The organism is Bacillus sp. CR71 (assembly GCF_003429245.1).
Taxonomy (GTDB): domain Bacteria; phylum Bacillota; class Bacilli; order Bacillales; family Bacillaceae_G; genus Bacillus_A; species Bacillus_A thuringiensis_S.
The window spans coordinates 2,694,244-2,714,997 of the sequence record NZ_CP031748.1 but is presented as its reverse complement, the minus strand read 5'-3'; the positions used below and the strand labels follow the sequence as shown (position 1 = coordinate 2,714,997).

Below are 20,754 nucleotides of genomic sequence, written 5' to 3'. Positions count from 1 at the left end.
CAAAAATGAAGCAATACGCCTATTAGCGTTAGCATAGATAGCAATAAAATAACCCTTGGAACAAGGGAGTTAGCTCGGCTGTCTTAGGACGAATTCGTTAGCTACTAAAAGTAACGACTAACCGAGAAGCCCCCACTTCAAACAGTCCGTTAGGATGTTAAGTGGCGGGTAGTTCACTTCTCGTTTGTTTTCTCTTCAATAATAAATTTTCAAAGCAATTTTGTTAATGCATTCACCTTTTCTTTCATCTTGTTGAATTGATTTGAAATTTCTTGAATTGAAACTGCTTGTGATTGAATTGATTGTACTGTTTGAGATGTTTCTCTTTCTACTCGTGTTGCAGTATCAGTTATTAGTGAAAAAGACGCATTTGCTTCTTCTGTGCCGCCAGACATCTTTTCTGTTGCTGCAGAGACTTCTTGAATTTGACTTATAATTTTATCAATATCTCTCATAATAGATGAGAATGTTTGATTCGCTTTGTGGGCCTCCTCTTATCCTTCTGCTGCTTTTTGTTCTTCTTTTTGCATGACACGAACTGTATCATGAGTATCTTGTTGAATAGATTTGATTAAATAATTAATCCCATTCGCAGACTATTTAGATTTTTTCTGTAAATTCCCTCACTTCTGCTGCAATACCTTTTGTGTCAATCTTTAAAACATTGCCCCATGCATCGTGTTCATAGTTTGCGACTACTTGTCCGTATACATCTGTTATCGCTACTACATCACCACGTGGGCTATAGTGATAGAATAACGTCTGTCCTTGTGATTTCATTGCGAGACGTACACCGTCTATTGAGTATACATAGTGACGAAGGACGTTTCCATTTCCATCTGTTTCGCATAATGACTTGATACTGTCACCGTCATAGAAGTAACGTGTTACTTTTCCATTAAATAAAAAAGTATTAGGAAATGCAATGATTTTGAGTGGCAGAAAATAAAGGTATAGTAATTATAAGTGAAGATTAAAAAATGCGAGGATCTATTTTGATTATATCTCTTTTTTTAACATAGACTGCACAATTTTAGACACAGAAAAAGCAATACTAAAATCTTTACAAAAAATTTTAAAGGAAGATTATGCAATTCGCGAAATTAATATAATATTAATGAAAAAAGGCCTCTTTTATCGTTGAAAAGAGACCTTTTACCGTACCATATTAAATTATTTGAGTACTAATAATAGCAAGTATTGTACTGGGATACAATTTATTTACTATACAATTAAGTATAGCATGTATATCTTATCAAGAGATGTGTCAAATTTACGAATAAATATTGTGCTTAGCTTAGTTACTTGCTAAGCAAGTAACTAAGCTAAGCGATTCCCCTCCCTCTCTACAACTACTTACAAATCTGATGTTTTTAAAACTAATGCTAAATGTCCGATGCTCTTATGCCTTGGACATTCTCTTTATATCTTTTATTTTCTTTGAATAATCTATAAAGCTCACTTTTTAATATATTTTTTTCACGCTCTAGTATCTTTTGATGCTTACTCAATTCATTTATACGCTTAGCACTTTCTTGTATTTTTATATAATTACTCATAACTAACCTCCCAATAGATTATGTTTAAATATATAATGTTTTGGTGCAAAAAATGCGGTAAATATTTTTGTACAAAAGAAGTTTTTATCTGTTAGCTATTAAACGAAAGAATTTCTTGTTGTACTTTACATTGAATATAGAAGTGAGTAAAAATAACGTATCTATTACAAGTTGATTTTCCGTTTGGAGTTCCTTTTGGTGATGCAATGGAAAAAATATTTTAGGATTTAGCAAAGAGTATTAACAAAGAAAAAGGATTCCACTAGAAAATATGGACAGAGAATCAAGAGACAAAAGAAGCTGGAGGCATTTATATATTTGAAGAAAAACAGATGCGGAAATGCACAAGAAGAGACTTCAATCTTCTAGTGTTAAATATACTAGGATAAGAATTTTTAAAATCAATAAAAAGCTAACCAAACTGAATTATGGTTATGTTAAATAAAAAAGAAGGAGATAGCTTCCTTCTTTTTGCTGAATTCTGCCTTTATGCTAGCTCATCCATCGTCATCAAGCTATACTTATATAAAGTGAATTTTAGGATATATTGTTTCTTTTTTCCAAAAAGGGTCACCATATCAAAAAAAGAAAATTGTACGTTTCGACACATTTCAACCGATTTCTGTACGTTAGAGAATCGGTTTTCACTTCTGTGTTTCTTTAAATTTCCGTTTGTTAATTGCTTGATAAAGAGGGACACGTGATATTCCAATGCCTTCTATGATTTCTTTGGTGGAACATTTGTTACTATCATACATACGTAGTTCACTTGAAAGTTTTTCTTTTTCTAGTTTTGGTCTTCCTAATTCCCTCCCCGTTTTTCACTCGCTTTTACATTCATATTCAGTAAGCGAATAAATTTTTATATGTTTTGAAGAGTTTACTTTACGGTTTATAGCAAGAACCCTGTCATTACCCCACAAAAGTAGAATACTCCTACTATAATACTTATTATCATTTTCCATCTTCCTTATCATTCTGATTTACACCCAATGATTGAAGCTGAATATTCAATTCCATTTACAATTGCTTGTGTTCGATATTGTACTACAACCTCTAAACCCTTTTAACGAAACTTTTTTACAACTTTATCTAATTCCATTTTTAAATCCTTACGACTCCCAGATCTAACTATTTTAATTTCTATAGTTTTCACAGTAACACCTCCTAAACAAAATGGTAAAAATTTATTGCGTTCACTATCACTTTGTTCTTCTTTACAATACATTTAACCTATTAAGACTAAAAAATTATACAACAAAAGAGTGCAACGGTTTAGAATCAATCTTTTCACCTACCTCTTAACTTCATACCATTTTATAATTGAGTTCTTCACCAAAACCACTTGTGATAATACCTTTAACAGATGAATGTTGCAAGTAAGAACGACCCATTCAATATTTTCTATTCAAATATGATAGAATGAAAATATATCAAAAATGGAGGGGAAACAAATGAACTCAAACACAAAACAGTTTATTTATGATATCCAGCAAAGAAAGAATAATTATATAGAAAATGCTTTAATAGCAATACAACATCCTAAAAAAGAGCAATCTGAACAAGTCATTCAAAATATAGTAGAGAAGATGGATATGATGATTAGTCTAGTTACTACGTACATGAGGATTGAATCTGGATCTACGGAAGAATTAAAAGAACTCCAAAAAGAAATTATCCATGCTCAAGCATATATTCAAAAACGGAAATTTGAAGAAACACAGAGATAAAACCCTGTGTTTTTACTTAGTGGACTATGACATTAATTTTTTATAAATTTGATTATTGTTTTGGCATAATCCATACAATTTGTTGAATGCGTACAATATATGGCGCCGTATCTTCAATAAGCAAATGATCTGGTTTCACATCTTTTAACTTTCCTCTTACATTACCTCTTACAGTTTCAATAACCACATGTTTACCAATTACTGATTGTAATGTCTGATATACGTAGGGATTAGGTGTACTTACCATATGTTGTTCACTCAAGTCATTTCCTTTCGAATAACTCATTCTATAAGACTCCTTTCTAATTTACATTCTTTCTCCTAATATATGATATAAATCTTATAAATATGCTAGAAGGATAATTAATTATAGGAACGGAAATAACATTTTAATAGGGTACGTTTTCTATTTCTACATTGCTCAAAAAATGATTTATATAAAGTTACTTTTGCCAGTTAACAGGAGATGATAAAGGGATATTTTGAATGTACATCTAGTTTGTTCCTTTTAGGATATGTATGATTTTAAATACGCCCTTTATTAGAATAATACTCATACTTTTTTTGAGATTCCTTCGTAATACGTGCATTAAGTAAAATTGCTAACAATAAAAACACTCCATATTTTCCTCCTGTAGCTCCTATGATAATCACACTACTACAAACAAGTATAATTAATAGGAAAAACGAAACTGAATAAATACGGTCATAATTCTTTGACATCTTTTCGTATTTTATGCGTTCTTTCCTTGCATCCATCTAAATTCCTCCTTTAAATTATCCATTTCACTATCAAATAAATTTCGTCCTAAAAAAGGAAACAATATATCGTTATATAAATTAGTTTGTTTTTTTATCAACTAATTTATATAACGTAAAAAGAAACCCTACCAATATTAAGCTTTCTACCATGATAATCCCGATCCTCTCCTTCCTTTTAACCCCAATACATTAAATAAAAGTTGCAGCAAACAAAAAGGATCCTCCCTTCTCTTAAAGGCTGATCCTTTTCTTCTTACATGAAACTATTTTTAGCTATTCTTGATTAATTAGAATAACAGCTGGTCCATCTACACGAATTCCACCAACTTCGATTTTTTCATAAGGCTCAACTGTAATAGAGATGATCCCTTCTCGCTTCTTTAATTCATTACTTAATTCTTTTGTTAACATTTTTTTCATGTGTGCACTCCTTCTTATTGCTTAATTTACTATTTGTATGTAAATAAAATTCAAAATGGTTTCCTGGTCTGGAAACCATTTTTTGTAGTTTACCATATGGTGTTACCAGTTCGTTTATCAATTTTACGTAAAGAAGATAAACAATTACTATACACTGTCTCATTAGATGTAAGAAACTCTTAAAGAAAGCGGTTAAATTGATTTTTTTCTTCTAAAAATAATGACTTAGATAGTATATTACCTAAAACAATGAAAGCCCTACCTCTCTTTCATCCTTACGGCTCCTTGTCCGTGCCAGTGTGAATCAGGATTGCAAAAATCAAGTGACTATTTAATCGATTTATTTGATGAAACTTCGAACGTTCGTAAAAGAAATTTAAAAATAAAAATGGATTAGATTGAAGTAATAACAAAAGAGGTTCCTACTCTAAAAATGAGTTGAAGAAATTGAATATCTTTGAAATGATTTGCTTTTAATACTCATCATATTCCCGAAAAATTCAGGATGTTTTCGGAGGATATAATTCATTATTTATAATGAACCTTAACAGAAACTTTTTATTTGATTTTCAGTGATTCCTTTAATTAATTCTAGTTCACTGACCAAAAATCTATATGCATCATCCAACAATTTTTTTTCGCTTGTATTAAGTGCTTTTTCTTTCTTCATACGCATTAAATCCCGTACAACTTCAGCACCTTCTTGTATTTCACCCGTTTTTATTTTGTCCGTGTTCACTTTATGCCTTTGTTTCCACGGCAACAATTTACAGGATTCTTCATGGTGAAAAATGTATATAATGTGCTTTAATGCAAGTATATCAGTAACTGGGCGTATATTCGAATTCAATATTTTACCCGTAGGAATCATGACTTGCATATTACTGATCGACATTTTTATGACAAAATACTGTTGTTTTTTTCCTGAGAATTCTTTTTCTTCTATGGCTTCAATTATACCTGCTCCGTGCATTGGATAAACAATGTTATCGCCAATTTGAAACATATAATCCACCTCCATATGTGGTAACCTTCTCAAGCTTAACACATATGTTGTTTTTTATCAAATATTTAATAATATCATAAAATTATTTTTGTTGTCAATTGATTTTTCTTTGAAAATCAAATTAAATAAAACTAGCACAAAAACCATAGGGAATGTGTAAGATTTCCAATAAGGGGAAGGAGAATTTCCCCTCGCATATTCTGAAACCTCTACTCATTAACGTAGATCCGTTTTCCCTTGAAAACGACCAAATCGATTCCTTATTTTTTTCAATCTTGTGTGGTACTCCAAAATCTCAATTCTTGCTTTTTCTGCAAGGGGGGCAATTGGTCGTAAGTCTTTTAACCCCCAATACTCAACCACTACATCAAGTACTTGATCAAAATATTGTAGTGGTCCATAGTTTGCTTCTTTTGCAATCACAGCCATTCTATTTTCAAAATCAGGCATGACTGCACCTGGCATTTTAAAATTCCTAATCACATTGGCAATATGGTAGCAATAATTTGGTTCCAATTCTAAATGAATTCGAATAACGTCTCGATAAAATGCATAATGAAGTGTTTCATCTTTTGCAAGACGGCGTAATAATGTAGCAAGATCTGAATCATGCTTACTTGCAACCTTAGCAACATTATTGTAAAACACCATCGTTGCAAGTTCTTGTAGCGTCGTATACGCCATAGCTTCGATTGGTGTATGAAAATCAGGCTCAAATCCACCCTCAACGACTGACTTTCTTAATTCATGTATTCGCTTAGGATTCACACTTCGAGTGAGTAGTAAATATGTCTCCAATAAATTCGAATGTTGATCCTCTTCTGAGGTCCAAGTATGAATGAAATCTGTAATAACAGAAAGGGATCCTTTAAAAGTCGCAGATAAATACGTTGTAAACCATGGTAAATTCACTTCTGTTAATAAAGCTGTTTCAATGGCCGTAATTACACCAGAAGGAAGAGTAACTTGACTTTCATCCCAAGGAACTCTTTTAAAGTCCCTTCCCTTATCCCATGGCAAAAACTCATGATAACCCCAGTCTATCTTCTGCGCTCTTATTTTATGTTGTTCATACATTTCTTTTAAACGTGGTTCTAATCGAAAATCTAAATCATTTGTTAGCATCTATAAGTGCCCCCTTTTCTTATCATATAAATTGTCATTCTATTTTTACTCTTAAAATTTTCTACAAATAAATATTACGTTCCGTTTTTGAAGTCAAACATAATAAATTTGTAACAAAATCTTTTAAGAGCGCTATATTTTTATAGGATTTTTTTATTAAAAGGTGGACCGTTACATCTATTTTCTTTTTTTATAAAATAGATACTGAGGCATACAATATGTTAGTTAGCCTAAATAAAGAAACTAACCTTAGTAAATTCAGAATAACATTCATGGATGAAGATAATCGTCATGTTATAAATCTTCGTGAGTGTAAAAAGGTGCATGCTTATAAAGAATCATTTTATAATAAAGATAGATAGTGTTTTATACACATTAACAACTTATTTAGATATAAATCCAATATATTAGATTAAGCACTTGAAAACCAAATACAGTGGATGAGATAGCCTTAAACGACAAATCCCAACTAGAACAATGTACATTGGCTATGTATGGTGAGTTAGACCAAATTTTGTTATACAACAAAAAAGGGAAGAGGCGATAAACATGCAGTCAACAGAAGCGCATATGAAGGAAAAACAACGTAGAGAAAAAATAGAAATTATATTTAGTCACAGGGTAAAAGGGGAGAGTTATTTTCACGGCTCTTCCTATCAATGGAAAAACATTGTATATCAAAATTATGATAGAATACAACAAAAAGAGATGGAAGTTGAACAACTCATTTCAAAAATGGAAAAATCAGGGATTCGTTTTACGCAGCACCGTTCACTCATACACTATCCCGTCATTGATTTTGTAAAATATATAGCTAAGATTTATAAGGAACCCCTCGAAATACAATAATCATATTTAAAGGAAACCTTTATAAAAGGTTTATTTTCGAGGCTTTTTTAACTAAAACCTTAAAAAATCATTACAACATTCTTTTTATTTTCAATACTCTTCGGTTTTGTTATAATATCAACCATAGCGTATTATATTCGTTTGTATATTTTCATATTTTGGGGATTTTATTACACAAAAAGACAACTCTTAATTGGAGTTGTCTTTTATTTTTTTCGATATACACAATACTATTCTGATACAAAAACATCAAGATTCTTACAACCAAAGAAAAAGTAGGATTTCTAATAAGAGAGATTCTACTTTATTTCCTCATATTCCGTCATTATTTTATGAAACATGTTTTTCTTTGGATCTAACATTTGCATAAACATAGTAGCTGTCTTTTCTTCACCTTTACATTTATTACAAAAAATGTTATTATTAAAATGAATTATTTTTGTTCGGTGTAAAGGATTTGTAACTTTTCACCTTTATGATCACTGAGAGCAAGGATAGTATTACATTGTGTGTGTTTACACACTAGGAGGCAATACAAATGGAAAAAGGTAATGTGAAATGGTTTAATGGCGAAAAAGGCTTCGGATTCATCGAACGTGAAGGTGGAGACGATGTATTCGTTCATTTCTCAGCGATTCAAGGCGAAGGTTACAAAACTTTAGAAGAAGGTCAAGCAGTGACTTTTGATTTGGAGCAAGGTCAACGTGGACCTCAAGCTTCAAACGTACGTAAAGCTTCTTAATTTTACAAACCAGGGAAGGCAGGCTCTTTTATAAGAGTCTGCTTTTTTTCCGTGAAACAAAGAATCCCCGACTCGTAAAGGACATGAAAACAGTAAATCAAATGGTAAACCAAGTCTAGCATATACTTACGGAGTATCCTAATTTAATTTTTGAGCTACCAACTTTATAAGCCTTTTTTCTAGCATAAAAGTACCTCCTAAATGAAAATTCTCTTTCTTTACAGTTAGTTATTTTGAGAAGTCAGCTCATTTTTTTGTTTTAAGGTATTTCCTCGATGGATATGTACGGTGATCTCTACTTAATTATCAAGAAAACATTAGCCTTTAATTGTATACACGCTAATTACAATAACTTACCGATGCCCCCATCATAATGAATTTCCTCTTTTTATCAGTATTGGTAGGTCAAGAGAGGGCTAGGCACAAAAACAGGTTGTGGAGAAAGTCTTCTTCACAACCTGAGAGTAAGTTATATATCCAAATATAACCTGTTCTTTTAACTATTCAGTCTTTTATAATCTGTTATAGTCGATATAACTAGAGTCATAATAAATCCACTGACCTGTTCCAATTCTTAGCCAGCCGTTCTTTTCTTCATATACTGTAACTTTTTCGCCTTTACTTGTCTTTCTAACAATAGAATAGTTTGTCCCTGATCCGCTTCGAACATTTACCCCAATACCATTAATTTGAGCCGTTCCAATTACCTTTTCAACACTACCATTTTCAATTACTTGTAGCATATTTAGAATGAATGTTGCTGTCTCACCACGAGTTGTTGTTCCCTTAGGATCGTATTGATTGTCACCCTTACCTTTTACAATACCTAGGCCATACAGTCTTTGTACGTCTTCTTTATAAATAATTTGGTCTTTGTCTGAGAATGGTAGGTTTACAACTGGTCCCCATATACCTTTATACTGTAAAGCCTTGTTTACAATAATTGCTGATTCTTCTCTTGTAATAGGTGTGTTTGGGTCAAAATAACCATCTCCTCTACCTTGAATGATACCTGCACTTGCAGTACGTTTAATACCATCTCGTAAAGTTGAATTTGCATCGTTTAGGTCTCTAAATGAAGCATCTCCAGCTGGCAGGTTTAGAGATTTAGAGATTAATTGAGCAAATTCGGCTCTTGTTATCGCTCTATTGGGTGCGAAAACTCCGTTTCCTTCCCCTATCATAATACCCCTTCTATTTAACTCTCGAATAGCTTCTTCATACCAACCTCCTGTAATGTCATCTTTTGGTTGATAAAGATTATTATAATACCCCTCAACGCTATTTACGAATACATCCCATTGCCCATTATTAATCATGTTGGCAGGGCATATTTTACCGCTCCATTTTTGATGTTTTACAATGTTATTTAACGGTACACCAGTTTCTTTCATTAAATAAGCTACAAGTTTCTTAGCGTTATCTACCGCTTTACTGTAGTTTCCGTCACTATTAACTGCGATTTCAATTGCAATAGATTCTCTATTACCTGGACCATCACCGTCTCCTGCGTGCCATCCGTTCTCGTTTAATGGTAGATGTTGATAAATCTCTTTATCGTCTACTGTAAAATGCCACGATGCAGCTCGGTCTGTGTTCCCTACTGCTTGGTTATATAGGTATTGAGCGTGGTTTCTAGCACCTGCTCCTACACTTGTATTATCAGTCTCATGAATTGTAATATACTTTGGACTCATATAGTTTTGAGGACGAATATTATCGTTACCTGCTGGAACAATCCATTCCGTGAATGGAACACCATTTATTGTACTAGAGGTGCTAGGTGATATGGGAGACAGACTACGTTTTGTTCTGTTTGAATTGTTAGGAACAGTTAGTGTACCTGTTTCTTCATGAATACCTTCTGAACGTTGAAGACTATCTACTTTCTTATTGTCGACAGTACCTCCACCACGTCCGTCTACCTCTTCAAAACTAGCTTCAATACTTTTTAAAGCCTGTTCATCTGATGTTGTTTTACTTTGTTCCTGAACGTTTGTAGGTTGCTTATTGTTTACTAATTGTTGTTCCTCTGCAAACGATACCAATGGTGAAGATAATACCGTTAATCCTGCCGTGAATGCTACTACTTTTTTATTAAATTTAATATTCATTTTGAATTTGGTATATCTCACTACTTTAATAGATATACCTTCCTCCTTGTACTTCTTTTAGTCTAAATAATAGTGTGAATAATAGTTTAAATAATCATAGCCTGACCCTCAAATATAATAGATTAATTTTCCACTTCGTATGATAAACCGAAATCTTTAAGTCCTACTAGATATATCAGTATTTCAGAATTATAACACAGCACGATTGCAAAAATATAATTAAATAACATAAATAACCTTTAGTGTATAAAACGGTTCTGGTGCAAAAATCCCAAGGCTCTTACAACTAATATCTTAATCTTGAACATACTGATAGTATGACTCTAAAAAGGAGCATAATCAGTTAATCTATTTTTACACCAAAACCATGTTAGCTCCTATATAAAAAATACACCCTTCTTTTCATTTTATTATTTCTTTTTACCTAGCGATTTAAGACCACGTTTAATAACATCATAGAAACTTAGAGATTGTGCCATATGACCTGGATCTACATATTCTCGTATAGCCCGAAGAACTTTCTTAGGTTCCTTAGAAGAAAAGGTAAAGATTCCATTTCTCTTGGTTTCAATAGCATAACGTGGAATCCATTTCCCCTTAAACATTACAGAAGCTATAACGTAATCTACCTCCTCCCACGGAATTTGAATAAATTTACGCGTATCACGAGAATTATAAAATTCAAACCCTTTATCACCAATCATAATTTTCCCATAGTCCGTAAGTCCCGTAAAAGCGGTAGCATCTATTACTAAATCTACCTTTGTATTAATTGATTGAATCATCATATCCACTCCATTTCATTTATCCTATTTATAATTCATAACTTCAAACAATTAAGTCAATACAAAAAGTGGCTGAAGCGATAATCCCCAGCCACTTTTTGTATACGAACTATTATCGATTCACAGGCTACTAACCTATACTTTAATCTCAACAATTCCTAAATATTAAATTTTAAGAATTGAAAACGTGAGCAACTTAAATTATAAAAGTCCGATTACGTGACCAACTACCCCAACTACGAATAATGAAAGAATAATAACAATTGGGCTGACTTTTTTCTTCAGCAACCACATGCAGAAGAATGTCAGAAGTAATGCAGCTAAACCAGGAATTAATTGATCTAAGTTATCTTGCAAGGTGGTCACTTTCGTAGGTGACAGTGCCATTCCTGAGTTTACTTGTTCAAAAGATTGACGAATCCCTTCACCATTTCCAGGAAGTTTGTCCCACTCAACATACGCCCCTTTATCTAACTGAACTTCAGATACAACTGGCTTGAATTTAATTGATACCCACCGTTCCACCAAGGCTGCAAGTACAAACATACCAAGGATTGATGCACCTTTTGTAATATCTTGTAATAATCCACCTGAAAGATCATCAGTGATTTTAGAACCGGCTTTATAACCAAATTCTTGTGTATACCACATAAATCCCCAACGAACCAGATTCCAAGCTAAGAAGAAAAGGATTGGCCCAAGGATATTCCCCCCCATTGCTAATGATGCTCCTAAAGCACCTAACATTGGACGTAAAGTAAACCAGAATACCGGATCACCAACGCCGGCTAAAGGACCCATCATTCCAACTTTAACCCCCTGAATTGCCACATCATCAACTTCTGCACCATTAGCACGTTCTTCTTCGAGTGCTAATGTAACTCCTAGAATTGGTGAAGCAATATAAGGATGTGTATTGAAGAATTCCAAGTGACGTTTTAATGCTGCTTTTCGATCTTCTTTTGATTTATATAACTTTTTAATCGCTGGAATCATCGAGAAGGCCCAACCACCATTCTGCATACGTTCGTAGTTCCAAGAACCCTGAATAAATGTAGATCGCCATGCAACGGCTAAACGATCTCTTTTTGTTAATTGAATTTTTTCTGCCATTTGTCTTCTCCTCCTCCTGAATTAATAATCGTTTAAGATATCGTCAAGCGGGTCACCAGAGTTACCTCCACCACCATTTGAAGAACCACCCATTTTAGAAAGACTCAAATAAATAAGAGCTAAAGCCACACCCAATGCACCAAGAGCAATAAGTGTTAATTGAGAAATTGCAGCTATTACGAAACCAATAATAAAGAATGGCCATACTTCTTTTGTTGCCATCATATTAATAACTAATGCATAACCAACAGCAACAACCATTCCGCCACCAATAGCCATTCCATCAGTTAACCATGCAGGCATTGATTCCAAGAATCCTTGAACGCTTTGTGCAGGGATAAATAAAAGTGCTCCGGCAGGAATTGCAATTCGGATACCTTGTAAACACACCGCAGCGATGTGTAACACTTCAATTTTTTTTATATTTCCTTCTTCAGCTGCCGTATCCATCATGTGTACAATAGGAACAGCAAGTGTACGAACAATCATTGTTAAGAAAAGTCCTGCTACTGCAAGTGGTACCGCTACTGCAATTGCTGATGCAACACCGCTAACACCTTGTCCGCCTAATACTAAAATGATTGCTGATGCAACTGATGCCAATGCAGCGTCTGGCGCTACGGCTGCTCCAATATTTGCCCATCCAAGTGCAATCATTTGAAGTGTACCGCCAAGAACAATACCAGCCTCCAGGTTACCTGTTACTAAACCGATTAGTGTACATGCCACTAGTGGTTGATGGAATTGAAATTCATCTAATATTCCTTCCATACCGGCTAGAAATGCAATTAGTATCACTAAAATTATTTCTATAGTAGACATTATGATCCCCCATTTTATTTAAATTTGCTATGTAACTACGATAATTCAACCTTCGCTTTTTTTAGAATATCATCCATGTTTGCACGAGAATCATTAGGTACTTTACGTACATCAAAATAAATGCCTTTTGCTTTCATTTTCTCGAAAGCCTCAACATCTTCTCTTCCCATAGAAAGAACCTTATTAACAACAACCTTTCCAGTTGAATGAGCCATAGAACCAACGTTAACTTCTTTAATATCCACGCCACCCTCTATAACTCTCAGGACATCTAGTGGGTTTTCAAATAATACCAGTGCATTAGTATTACCAAAACGGGGATCTTTTTCAACTTCAATCATTTTGCTGATTGGAATAACATTGGCCTTAACCCCTGGTGGTGCCGCCTGTTCGATTAATTTTTTACGAAGATCGTCTTTAGACACTGCATCTGAAACTACGATAATACGATTTGGTTGTGTAGACTTTGTCCATGCAGTCGCTACCTGACCATGCAATAAACGAGAATCCACACGGACTAAAACGAACTTGATTTTCCCATCACCAACTACTGTACCGGGAGCAAGTCTGCCATTTGCTTTTCCATCTTTTGCAACTGCGATATCAGTATTTTCTTTGGGTTCCAGCTCTTCAGGTTTAATTCTGACCCCTTCCTTCGCTGTTTTAATGATATGTGCTGCGATCTCTTGAGCAGACGTAATTGATAAACGGGATGCATAAGCTTCAATCACCATTGGTAAGTTCAAACCAGCAACGATTGCCCAATTGTCTTTGTGTTCTTCATACAAGCCATTAGCTTGATTGAATGGAGTACCGCCCCATAGATCGACTAAAAATAATACCTCATCTTGATTATCAAAAGATGCAACTGCTGCTTCCATTTTTGCTCTCAAATCGTCTGGCCCTTCGTTTGGCATTAAGGTAACAGCCTTAACATTCTCTTGCTCTCCAAAAATCATTGCGCCAGATTGTAAAATGCCTTCAGCAAATTGGCCATGGCTTGCTAGGATAATCCCTACCATCTCTCTACCTCCTAAATATTTCATCCTAATTTTTTCTGAATTGACGCAATCAACACAACTTTTCTTCTTCATTTCATCACTCTTTAACTATTAAAAACCAACTTTTTCTATCTTTGAGAAAACCACCTCCTAGGCTATTTAAATCTCACTTCTTTTATAAAATTTTGTTTACTACTAAAAATGAGTTTGTGAATCTCCAATTCATCATTTTTCAAATCATTACTTAAAACACATAATTTCTTAGGTAAAAGGTTCATAATCTTATAAAATAACCCACCACAAGAAAACGCTTTCAAAATATAGAAAGAACATACCGTTGAAAATCGTTGTTTCAAATACACTTACTCTAAACCTAATCAACTATAAATAGAATGAGTTGCGTCAAACCAAAATAGGAGTAAAACCCCACTTGCGAATTGCCTCATTGATAAGGAAAGCGTTTATCTCGAAAAACATGATTATCAATGCAAACAAACATGACAGAAATCAATTTAAAGTTCTTTCGAATGATAAAAATACCATGTAAGTTTTTAATTACGCATATGTTACTCACCAAAAGTTCAATTGAATGACAGACTATACATATTTATCCTTTTCCCAACTAAAGAAAAGCACTGTTATTCGTATAATGAAATCGATTCCACTTACTAAAAACATTGCTATTCTATCTGATAAGATGATTTATATCGCCTGCATACAAAATAGTAAACAAAAAAAACAATAACTCCCTCTTACAAGTCAGAAGTTTGCTAAAGATAGCTATCTAGAAAACAGTCTATAGTTGGAGACAGAAATTTGATAAAAGAGTTGATTCGTCGCAAAAGAATATTTGGCATTGGTATTTTTGATCTTGCTTAGATTGGATATTTGCTCAACTTTAAAGAGAATATGTATCAAATAATAATAATATTTGTAAAAAACACATGAATATAACAATATAAAAGCAGCTCGTTTATCAGTTCTCAAAAGAATAAAACCACTATCACTCTCTACAACGGTTATATATTTATTATATCCATTGTGATTTTTTTCACAATGGATATAAATTGAACATTTTATGAATAAAACAATTCCACATTATAAGAAATATATAGTGATTTTTTAGCATACATTTTTTACTTAAATACCCCTTTGCATTATATGATCGATAGTAAACGTGGTTAACTAATCGATTTCTAATTGAAGTTTAATATATTAATTGCTTAATAAATCAATTGAAAACATATAGCTCCTATGATTCCTCCTATGGTACTACCAATTATGGGAATCCATGCGTATCCCCAATGCGAAGAGCCTTTATTACATATTGGTAAGATTTGATGTGCTAGTCTTGGGCCAAAATCTCGAGCTGGATTTAAAGCAAATCCAGTTGTTCCACCAAGAGATAAACCTATAGATACTATTAACGCTCCTATTATTATTGGAAGTAGTCCATCTGTAACTTTATTATGACTTATAGCTAAAATTGAAAATACAAATACTGCAGTGCCAATAATTTCACTTAACAAATTGGACGGCCAACTTGTTATTGCAGGGCTTGTAGAAAACACCGACAATATAATTTCTTGATTTTTAGTTTCTTTCCAATGCGGAAAATACTGGAGCCAGACAAATATTGAACCTAAAAAAGCCCCCATCAACTGTGCACCAATATAGGAAGGAACTTCACTCCAAGGAAATAACCCTATATAAGCAAAAGCAATTGTAACTGCAGGATTCAAATGCGCACCACTTATGTTATCTACTATATATATAGCGAATGTAACTGCTAATCCCCAGCCAAGAGTAATTGCAACCCATCCGGAATTTTGTGCTTTGGATTTTTTCAGCAAAGTACCTGCTACAACGCCGTTCCCTAATAAAATAAGAACCAAGGTTCCAATTAATTCCCCCATAAATGGAGACATATTTATGACCCCCTTTGTTATTTCAAAAACCATTGTATAAACACAAGGGCATCATCAGCATCTTTCCCATGAAGAATTACATGTATTTCTGCTCCTCTTTTTATTGCTAAATCAATTAGTTGAAGAGTACTTTTTGCATTAACTTTTTTACCTTTAAATATAAACTGAACCGAACAATCATAATCCCTTAAGCCATCTACAATTTCACTTGCTGATTTTGCATGAATTCCATCCTTACGAGTTACAATTAATTTTTTTTCGATTCTCATAAGATTAGCTCCTTTTATATTTTTATAATGGTTTTCGCTTCAAGTACAGCCTTAAATCTTATATATTTCTTCTAATATTCTGCCAATCCCTAATTCAACAACTGCTACGTAGGACCATCTATTAATGGTGAATCTGCTATTTTAATTTAAACACTCTTAATTAGAGTGCCTCCCAAATTTAGGAATACAATTACAACTCATTCATTATAAATAGACTCTTGAATTTATCGAACGCTTCTACCTACTTTATCGGTATCTACTCCTCCTGCAGCAACTATTAAAACACTGAAACTTAATTGGATGAGTAAAGCTTTTAAATCTCTTAACTAGTAGATAGCCATTAGAAAATAAAGCTATTCCTGCATTACTCATCACAATTGCTCCCTAAGTTCATTAACAATATCTTTTTCACCTATAAGAGATAAACATAGAGTTTCAAAGATAATAAAAGATGAGACTGCTCCTGGATCTAAATGACCAATAGACCTTTCTCCTAGAAAAGAAGCACGCCCTTTTTTAGCTAATAATGGCTTAGTTTTTTCCATTTGTTCTCTTGCAAAAATGATAAGACCAATAGGTTTTATTTTTTCTCCATTTCTTTGGATATACTTCAAAACAGGATCCCAAACATCAAGCATTGTTTTATCTCCTATCTGAGTTTTTCCTCTTAGACAGATGCCATTTACAGATTCTTGAAAAGCAAGCCCCAATTCATTGATTGTAATTTTATTTTTCCCTTTCAAAACACTACCAGCTCTTAAAAATGCAGTTCCATATAAAGGTCCTGATGCACCTCCAACCTTTGAAATAAGTATCATTCCAATATCATGAAATACATTTCCAATATCATCATAAGCTGTATATGATATCTTTTTTTCGACCTCTTTAAACCCTCTATTCATATTAATACCATGGTCTCCATCACCTATGAATTGATCAAGTTGCGTTAGGTTTTTTTTTTGATACTCAAGTTGTTTTGCAGTGAGTTGCATCCAATTGATGATATGTCTTGGTGTAATATACATGTTGGCCCTCCTATTGTACACGCCAGTTAGTCGTATTTGCTGGATCATTAAGCAAAGCAGATAGTTGTCCATCTAGTTTTAATAAAGTAATAGAAAAACCGGCCATATCAATCGCTGTCATGTATTCCCCAACATATGTTTTACAGATATCGATACCAGTTTTGTTTAATATTGTGTTAACCATTTTATTTATAATATATAATTCCATTAACGGCGTTCCACCTAATCCGTTTACCATTACTGCAACTTTATCACCAATTTTCAATTGCATATCACTTAAAATATCCTCTAAAAGGAGTTTAGCCATTTCATCAGCTGATATCATACTAATACGATGTGTTCCAGCTTCACCGTGAATACATATACCAACCTCTACTTCATTTTCACCAATTTTATAACCGACTGTACCAGCTCCAGGTATAGTGCACGTTTTTAATGCCATGCCCATACTACGTATATTAGCAATTACTTTATTTGCAACATCTTCAACTTCTTTAAGCGATGCCCCTTTCTCAGCCATTGCTCCAGCTATTTTATGTACAAATATTGTTCCAGAAATTCCTCTTCTTCTCATAGTGTGTGAACTATTATTAATAGCAATATCATCATTAACAATGACTGTAGCAATCGGGATTCCCTGTGCTTCAGCCATTTCAGCAGCCAATTCAAAATTCATTATGTCTCCTGAGTAGTTTTTTACAATTAACAAAACCCCACTTCCAGTATGAACCTTTTGAATCGCTTTCAAAATCTGGTCTGGTGTAGGAGAAGTAAAAATTTCGCCCATTACAGCAGCATCAAGCATCCCTTTACCAACAAATCCTATATGCGCTGGTTCATGACCACTCCCGCCTCCGCTGACAATTGCCACTTTTCCTTGAAATGGACTATTAGCTCGAATAATTATATTTGTTTCAGGCATATTTTGTAGTTTATCAGAATGTGCAAACAACATTCCGTCAATCATATCCCTAACTACTTTTTCTGGATTATTAATAATTTTTTTCATGGCATCTATTCCTTTCCATTAGTCGCCGCTAGTACCCTAACATTTAATTTTATTCCCTCCTACAATTCCCTTTTATTATAAAAACCTATAATGATTTCACTTGGACATTTAGCTTTAAGCCTCCAATTCCATCTAAAAAGATTTTTCCAATGTTTGCTTGCTCAAATTTCCCTTTCCTCATGTGAAGTGCTCCAGTGAATACTCCTTTTTCATGCTCAAATAGCTCACTTTCAATTAAATTAGGGGGGATAGCCGCACAATTTACTAGAATAAACGACTTATCCTTTCTGAAAAAATCTTTATGGATACCTTTACCTATAAGTTCTTTTCCTGTTTCACTCTCTCCAGTAATAAGAATCGTAGAATCTAATTCTGCCACTTCATTCGCAACAAAGAGCGTCTTCATTAAAGTGTCACTATAAATAATAATGTCTGAAAAAGAGTTGTTTAGTTTTTTATATTTCGACAATTCACATTCTAAATACTTTATTCTTTTCTTTTCAAGAGTCAATTGGTCTAATAATGATTGTGTTTCATAAATAGATTCATCGTTAAAAGTATTCCGCTCAATTTTGCTATAAGTGTAGCTACAGCTCGAGCATGTGGACCATTTTTAGTATGAATATTAATTTCAATCCTTTGTATCATAAGAACCTATTTCATAATAATACATGCATAAAAATACATAAAATTCAAACAGTGAATTTTATGTATTTTTATTTTCATTATTAAAACTCAAACTATTACATAATAAGATTTTTTATACAAAACCTGATAATATAGGTTTTTAATACTATTTTTCCCATTTCACCTTTCTTAAGAAATAGTATTTGATTTTTGATAATCATAACACTATCTTTTAATCCGTCATATAACAGACGAAAAATATACATAAAATATTCATAATTCTGTACTCAGAATTTTGATAACATTAGATTCAAGGCTAGATTTTCAGCTTACTTACAAAAAAATCAAGGAGTGATTATCATGGAACGTATCCTAATTAGCCCGCAAAAATATATTCAGGGAAGAAATGTAATTAAAAAAATTGGAGAGTATGTAAAACCTCTAGGAACCAATTTATTAGTTATTGTAGATGAATGTGTTTGGCATCTTGTTGGTGAAAAAGTTATGGAAAGCTTTCATAAACAAAATCTAAGCTTTGAAAAAGTCGGTTTTAATGGTGAAAGTTCTGAAAATGAAATTGCAAGAATTGAGAAAATAGGAAAAGAATTTGGTGCTGATGTAATCATTGGTATTGGTGGTGGTAAATCAGTAGACACAGCAAAAGCGGTAGGAGAAATTCTTTCGGCCAAAGTTGTAAGCGTTCCCACTATTGCCTCAACAGATGCACCAACCAGTTCTCTTTCTGTTATTTACTCTGATGATGGAGTATTTGAGAAATACAAATTTTATTTAAAAAATCCGGATATTATTTTAGTAGATTCCCAAGTCATTGCACAAGCTCCATCCAGATTTTTAGCTGCTGGGATTGGAGACGGAATGGCTACATGGATTGAAGCTAGAGCAAATTTAGAATCCCGAAAACCCGCTATGGCTGGAGGACTCTCTACCCTAGCAGCTGCTAAGATTGCAGAACTCTGTTGGGATACCTTATTTCAATATGGAGAAGCTGCTCTTTTAGCAGTTAAACAAAAAACTGTTACTCCAGCAGTTGAAGCCGTAATAGAGGCAAACACCTTGCTTAGTGGCCTTGGATTTGAAAGTGTGGGGTTAGCTGCAGCTCATGCCATCCATAATGGTTTTACTGTTTTACATGATAAGACTCATGATTTGATGCATGGAGAAAAGGTTGCATTTGGCACATTAGTACAAATGGCATTGGAATCTTGGACAACTGAAGAACTATATAACTACATTGATTTCTGTATCAAGCTTGGCTTACCTACTACACTTGAAGATCTGAACCTAGGTGATGCAAGTAAAGAAGAATTGATGAAAGTGGCTGAAGCTGCCTGTCAAGATGGTGAAACTATACATAATATGCCATTTGAAATTTCACCAGAAATGGTTTTTGATGCAATTATTGCTGCTGATGCTTATGCTACTGAGTATAAATTAAAAAAATTAGTTCAAAATTACAATCCCAAAAATTAATTAAGTGTATATTACATATTATTTAATTTTGTATGTGTCCTTTTAAGAATTTAGCAAAATTACAATACTATATATTAAAAACTAAATACGCATTAAAATTGTATATATCATGAAATAATCTGAAGACTTCATCCAACATATAAGAGCACGAAATATTTAAATGAATCATAGCATTATGTCAAAATTAATTTTGCAACTGAATTTTCACACCAAAGATAAATATAGAAATTAAAAAAACCTCTTTATGAGGTTTTTTCTAATCCTATACTTTTGATATTGAACTACCCCCACTTTCACTTCGTTTAGAAGTGAGGGATTCCTAAGTAAAGAGTTCTATCGAACTCTAATTGATTAGGCTAACCCCGCAGTCCTTGCGG

The 20,754-nt window shown here is 33.3% G+C and carries 20 protein-coding genes and 4 pseudogenes; 6 read left to right on the top strand and 18 right to left on the bottom strand.

Translation table 11 applies throughout. The features are described 5' to 3' along the window. Positions 1-209 precede the first annotated feature (209 nt). Both DOS87_RS13550 and DOS87_RS30615 read right to left on the bottom strand, forming a co-directional pair. A pseudogene (locus tag DOS87_RS13550) lies at positions 210-639 on the bottom strand (methyl-accepting chemotaxis protein); the annotation flags it as partial. After that, positions 628-900: pseudogene (locus DOS87_RS30615) on the bottom strand (RHS repeat-associated core domain-containing protein); the annotation flags it as partial. The pseudogenes DOS87_RS13550 and DOS87_RS30615, both read right to left, overlap by 12 nt. A 103-nt stretch (positions 901-1,003) precedes the next feature. On the opposite strand from DOS87_RS30615, the pseudogene DOS87_RS30190 reads away from it, so the two are divergent. Beyond that, positions 1,004-1,117, top strand: a pseudogene (locus DOS87_RS30190) (HAD family hydrolase); the annotation flags it as partial. A gap of 268 nt (positions 1,118-1,385) precedes the next feature. Here the strand turns inward: DOS87_RS30190 and DOS87_RS13540 are convergent. Then, entirely contained in the window at positions 1,386-1,559 is a 174-nt protein-coding gene (locus DOS87_RS13540; protein ID WP_208730361.1) for a hypothetical protein, read from the bottom strand. A gap of 152 nt (positions 1,560-1,711) precedes the next feature. Here DOS87_RS13540 and DOS87_RS13535 point away from each other — a divergent pair. Then, a pseudogene (locus DOS87_RS13535) lies at positions 1,712-2,004 on the top strand (monooxygenase). A 1,009-nt stretch (positions 2,005-3,013) separates the two neighbouring features. Next, the gene (locus DOS87_RS13530; RefSeq protein ID WP_001087712.1) at positions 3,014-3,289 is read left to right on the top strand and encodes a hypothetical protein; all 276 of its coding nucleotides are present in this window, start codon (positions 3,014-3,016) and stop codon (positions 3,287-3,289) included. Positions 3,290-3,341: 52 nt separating this feature from the next. Here DOS87_RS13530 and DOS87_RS13525 read toward each other — a convergent pair whose 3' ends face one another. The 5 genes from DOS87_RS13525 to DOS87_RS13505 form a co-directional block, all read right to left on the bottom strand. Then, complete coding sequence (locus tag DOS87_RS13525; protein WP_000122389.1) at positions 3,342-3,575, bottom strand: YuzF family protein; 234 nt, start codon at positions 3,573-3,575, stop codon at positions 3,342-3,344. A 239-nt stretch (positions 3,576-3,814) separates the two neighbouring features. Further along, positions 3,815-4,048: a hypothetical protein gene (locus DOS87_RS13520; RefSeq protein WP_097826559.1), complete on the bottom strand. Its 234-nt coding sequence runs from the start codon at positions 4,046-4,048 to the stop codon at positions 3,815-3,817. Positions 4,049-4,324: 276 nt separating this feature from the next. Then, a complete protein-coding gene (locus DOS87_RS13515) occupies positions 4,325-4,471 on the bottom strand; it encodes a BC1881 family protein (RefSeq protein WP_000738547.1) in 147 nt (48 codons plus the stop codon). A 544-nt stretch (positions 4,472-5,015) separates the two neighbouring features. Beyond that, positions 5,016-5,477 (bottom strand): CarD family transcriptional regulator, encoded by a 462-nt coding sequence (locus DOS87_RS13510; RefSeq protein WP_170952498.1) that lies wholly within the window; start codon positions 5,475-5,477, stop codon positions 5,016-5,018. A 216-nt stretch (positions 5,478-5,693) separates the two neighbouring features. Then, complete coding sequence (locus DOS87_RS13505; protein ID WP_098616132.1) at positions 5,694-6,602, bottom strand: acyl-ACP desaturase; 909 nt, start codon at positions 6,600-6,602, stop codon at positions 5,694-5,696. Between the two features lie 549 nt (positions 6,603-7,151). Between DOS87_RS13505 and DOS87_RS13500 the strand changes: the two genes are divergently transcribed. Further along, positions 7,152-7,451 (top strand): hypothetical protein, encoded by a 300-nt coding sequence (locus DOS87_RS13500; RefSeq protein ID WP_208730360.1) that lies wholly within the window; start codon positions 7,152-7,154, stop codon positions 7,449-7,451. Between the two features lie 538 nt (positions 7,452-7,989). Next, positions 7,990-8,193 (top strand): cold-shock protein, encoded by a 204-nt coding sequence (locus tag DOS87_RS13495; RefSeq protein ID WP_000410775.1) that lies wholly within the window; start codon positions 7,990-7,992, stop codon positions 8,191-8,193. 512 nt (positions 8,194-8,705) lie between these two features. On the opposite strand, the gene DOS87_RS13490 is transcribed toward DOS87_RS13495, so the two are convergent. From DOS87_RS13490 to DOS87_RS13445, 10 genes are all read right to left on the bottom strand, one after another. Then, complete coding sequence (locus tag DOS87_RS13490; protein WP_097925543.1) at positions 8,706-10,307, bottom strand: S-layer homology domain-containing protein; 1,602 nt, start codon at positions 10,305-10,307, stop codon at positions 8,706-8,708. 410 nt (positions 10,308-10,717) lie between these two features. Then, the gene (locus tag DOS87_RS13485) at positions 10,718-11,095 is read right to left on the bottom strand and encodes a DUF956 family protein (RefSeq protein WP_002099017.1); all 378 of its coding nucleotides are present in this window, start codon (positions 11,093-11,095) and stop codon (positions 10,718-10,720) included. 198 nt (positions 11,096-11,293) lie between these two features. Beyond that, positions 11,294-12,205: a PTS system mannose/fructose/sorbose family transporter subunit IID gene (locus DOS87_RS13480; protein WP_000818327.1), complete on the bottom strand. Its 912-nt coding sequence runs from the start codon at positions 12,203-12,205 to the stop codon at positions 11,294-11,296. Positions 12,206-12,226: 21 nt separating this feature from the next. Then, a complete protein-coding gene (locus DOS87_RS13475; RefSeq protein ID WP_000103758.1) occupies positions 12,227-13,027 on the bottom strand; it encodes a PTS mannose/fructose/sorbose transporter subunit IIC in 801 nt (266 codons plus the stop codon). A 35-nt stretch (positions 13,028-13,062) separates the two neighbouring features. Next, positions 13,063-14,049 carry a mannose/fructose/sorbose PTS transporter subunit IIA gene (locus tag DOS87_RS13470; protein WP_098284771.1) on the bottom strand — a complete coding sequence of 329 codons (987 nt, stop codon included), beginning with the start codon at positions 14,047-14,049 and terminating at the stop codon, positions 13,063-13,065. Between the two features lie 1,202 nt (positions 14,050-15,251). Then, a complete protein-coding gene (locus DOS87_RS13465; RefSeq protein WP_208730359.1) occupies positions 15,252-15,956 on the bottom strand; it encodes an MIP/aquaporin family protein in 705 nt (234 codons plus the stop codon). A gap of 17 nt (positions 15,957-15,973) precedes the next feature. Beyond that, complete coding sequence (locus DOS87_RS13460) at positions 15,974-16,225, bottom strand: HPr family phosphocarrier protein (RefSeq protein WP_208730358.1); 252 nt, start codon at positions 16,223-16,225, stop codon at positions 15,974-15,976. Between the two features lie 371 nt (positions 16,226-16,596). After that, complete coding sequence (dhaL, locus tag DOS87_RS13455; protein ID WP_097877207.1) at positions 16,597-17,250, bottom strand: dihydroxyacetone kinase subunit DhaL; 654 nt, start codon at positions 17,248-17,250, stop codon at positions 16,597-16,599. Positions 17,251-17,260: 10 nt separating this feature from the next. Next, complete coding sequence (gene dhaK / locus DOS87_RS13450; protein WP_208730357.1) at positions 17,261-18,259, bottom strand: dihydroxyacetone kinase subunit DhaK; 999 nt, start codon at positions 18,257-18,259, stop codon at positions 17,261-17,263. A gap of 85 nt (positions 18,260-18,344) precedes the next feature. Further along, entirely contained in the window at positions 18,345-18,665 is a 321-nt protein-coding gene (locus DOS87_RS13445; protein ID WP_255288335.1) for a sigma 54-interacting transcriptional regulator, read from the bottom strand. Between the two features lie 581 nt (positions 18,666-19,246). Here DOS87_RS13445 and DOS87_RS13440 point away from each other — a divergent pair. Next, positions 19,247-20,377, top strand: coding sequence for a glycerol dehydrogenase (locus DOS87_RS13440; RefSeq protein WP_086423714.1), 1,131 nt, complete (start codon positions 19,247-19,249; stop codon positions 20,375-20,377). Positions 20,378-20,754 lie beyond the last annotated feature (377 nt).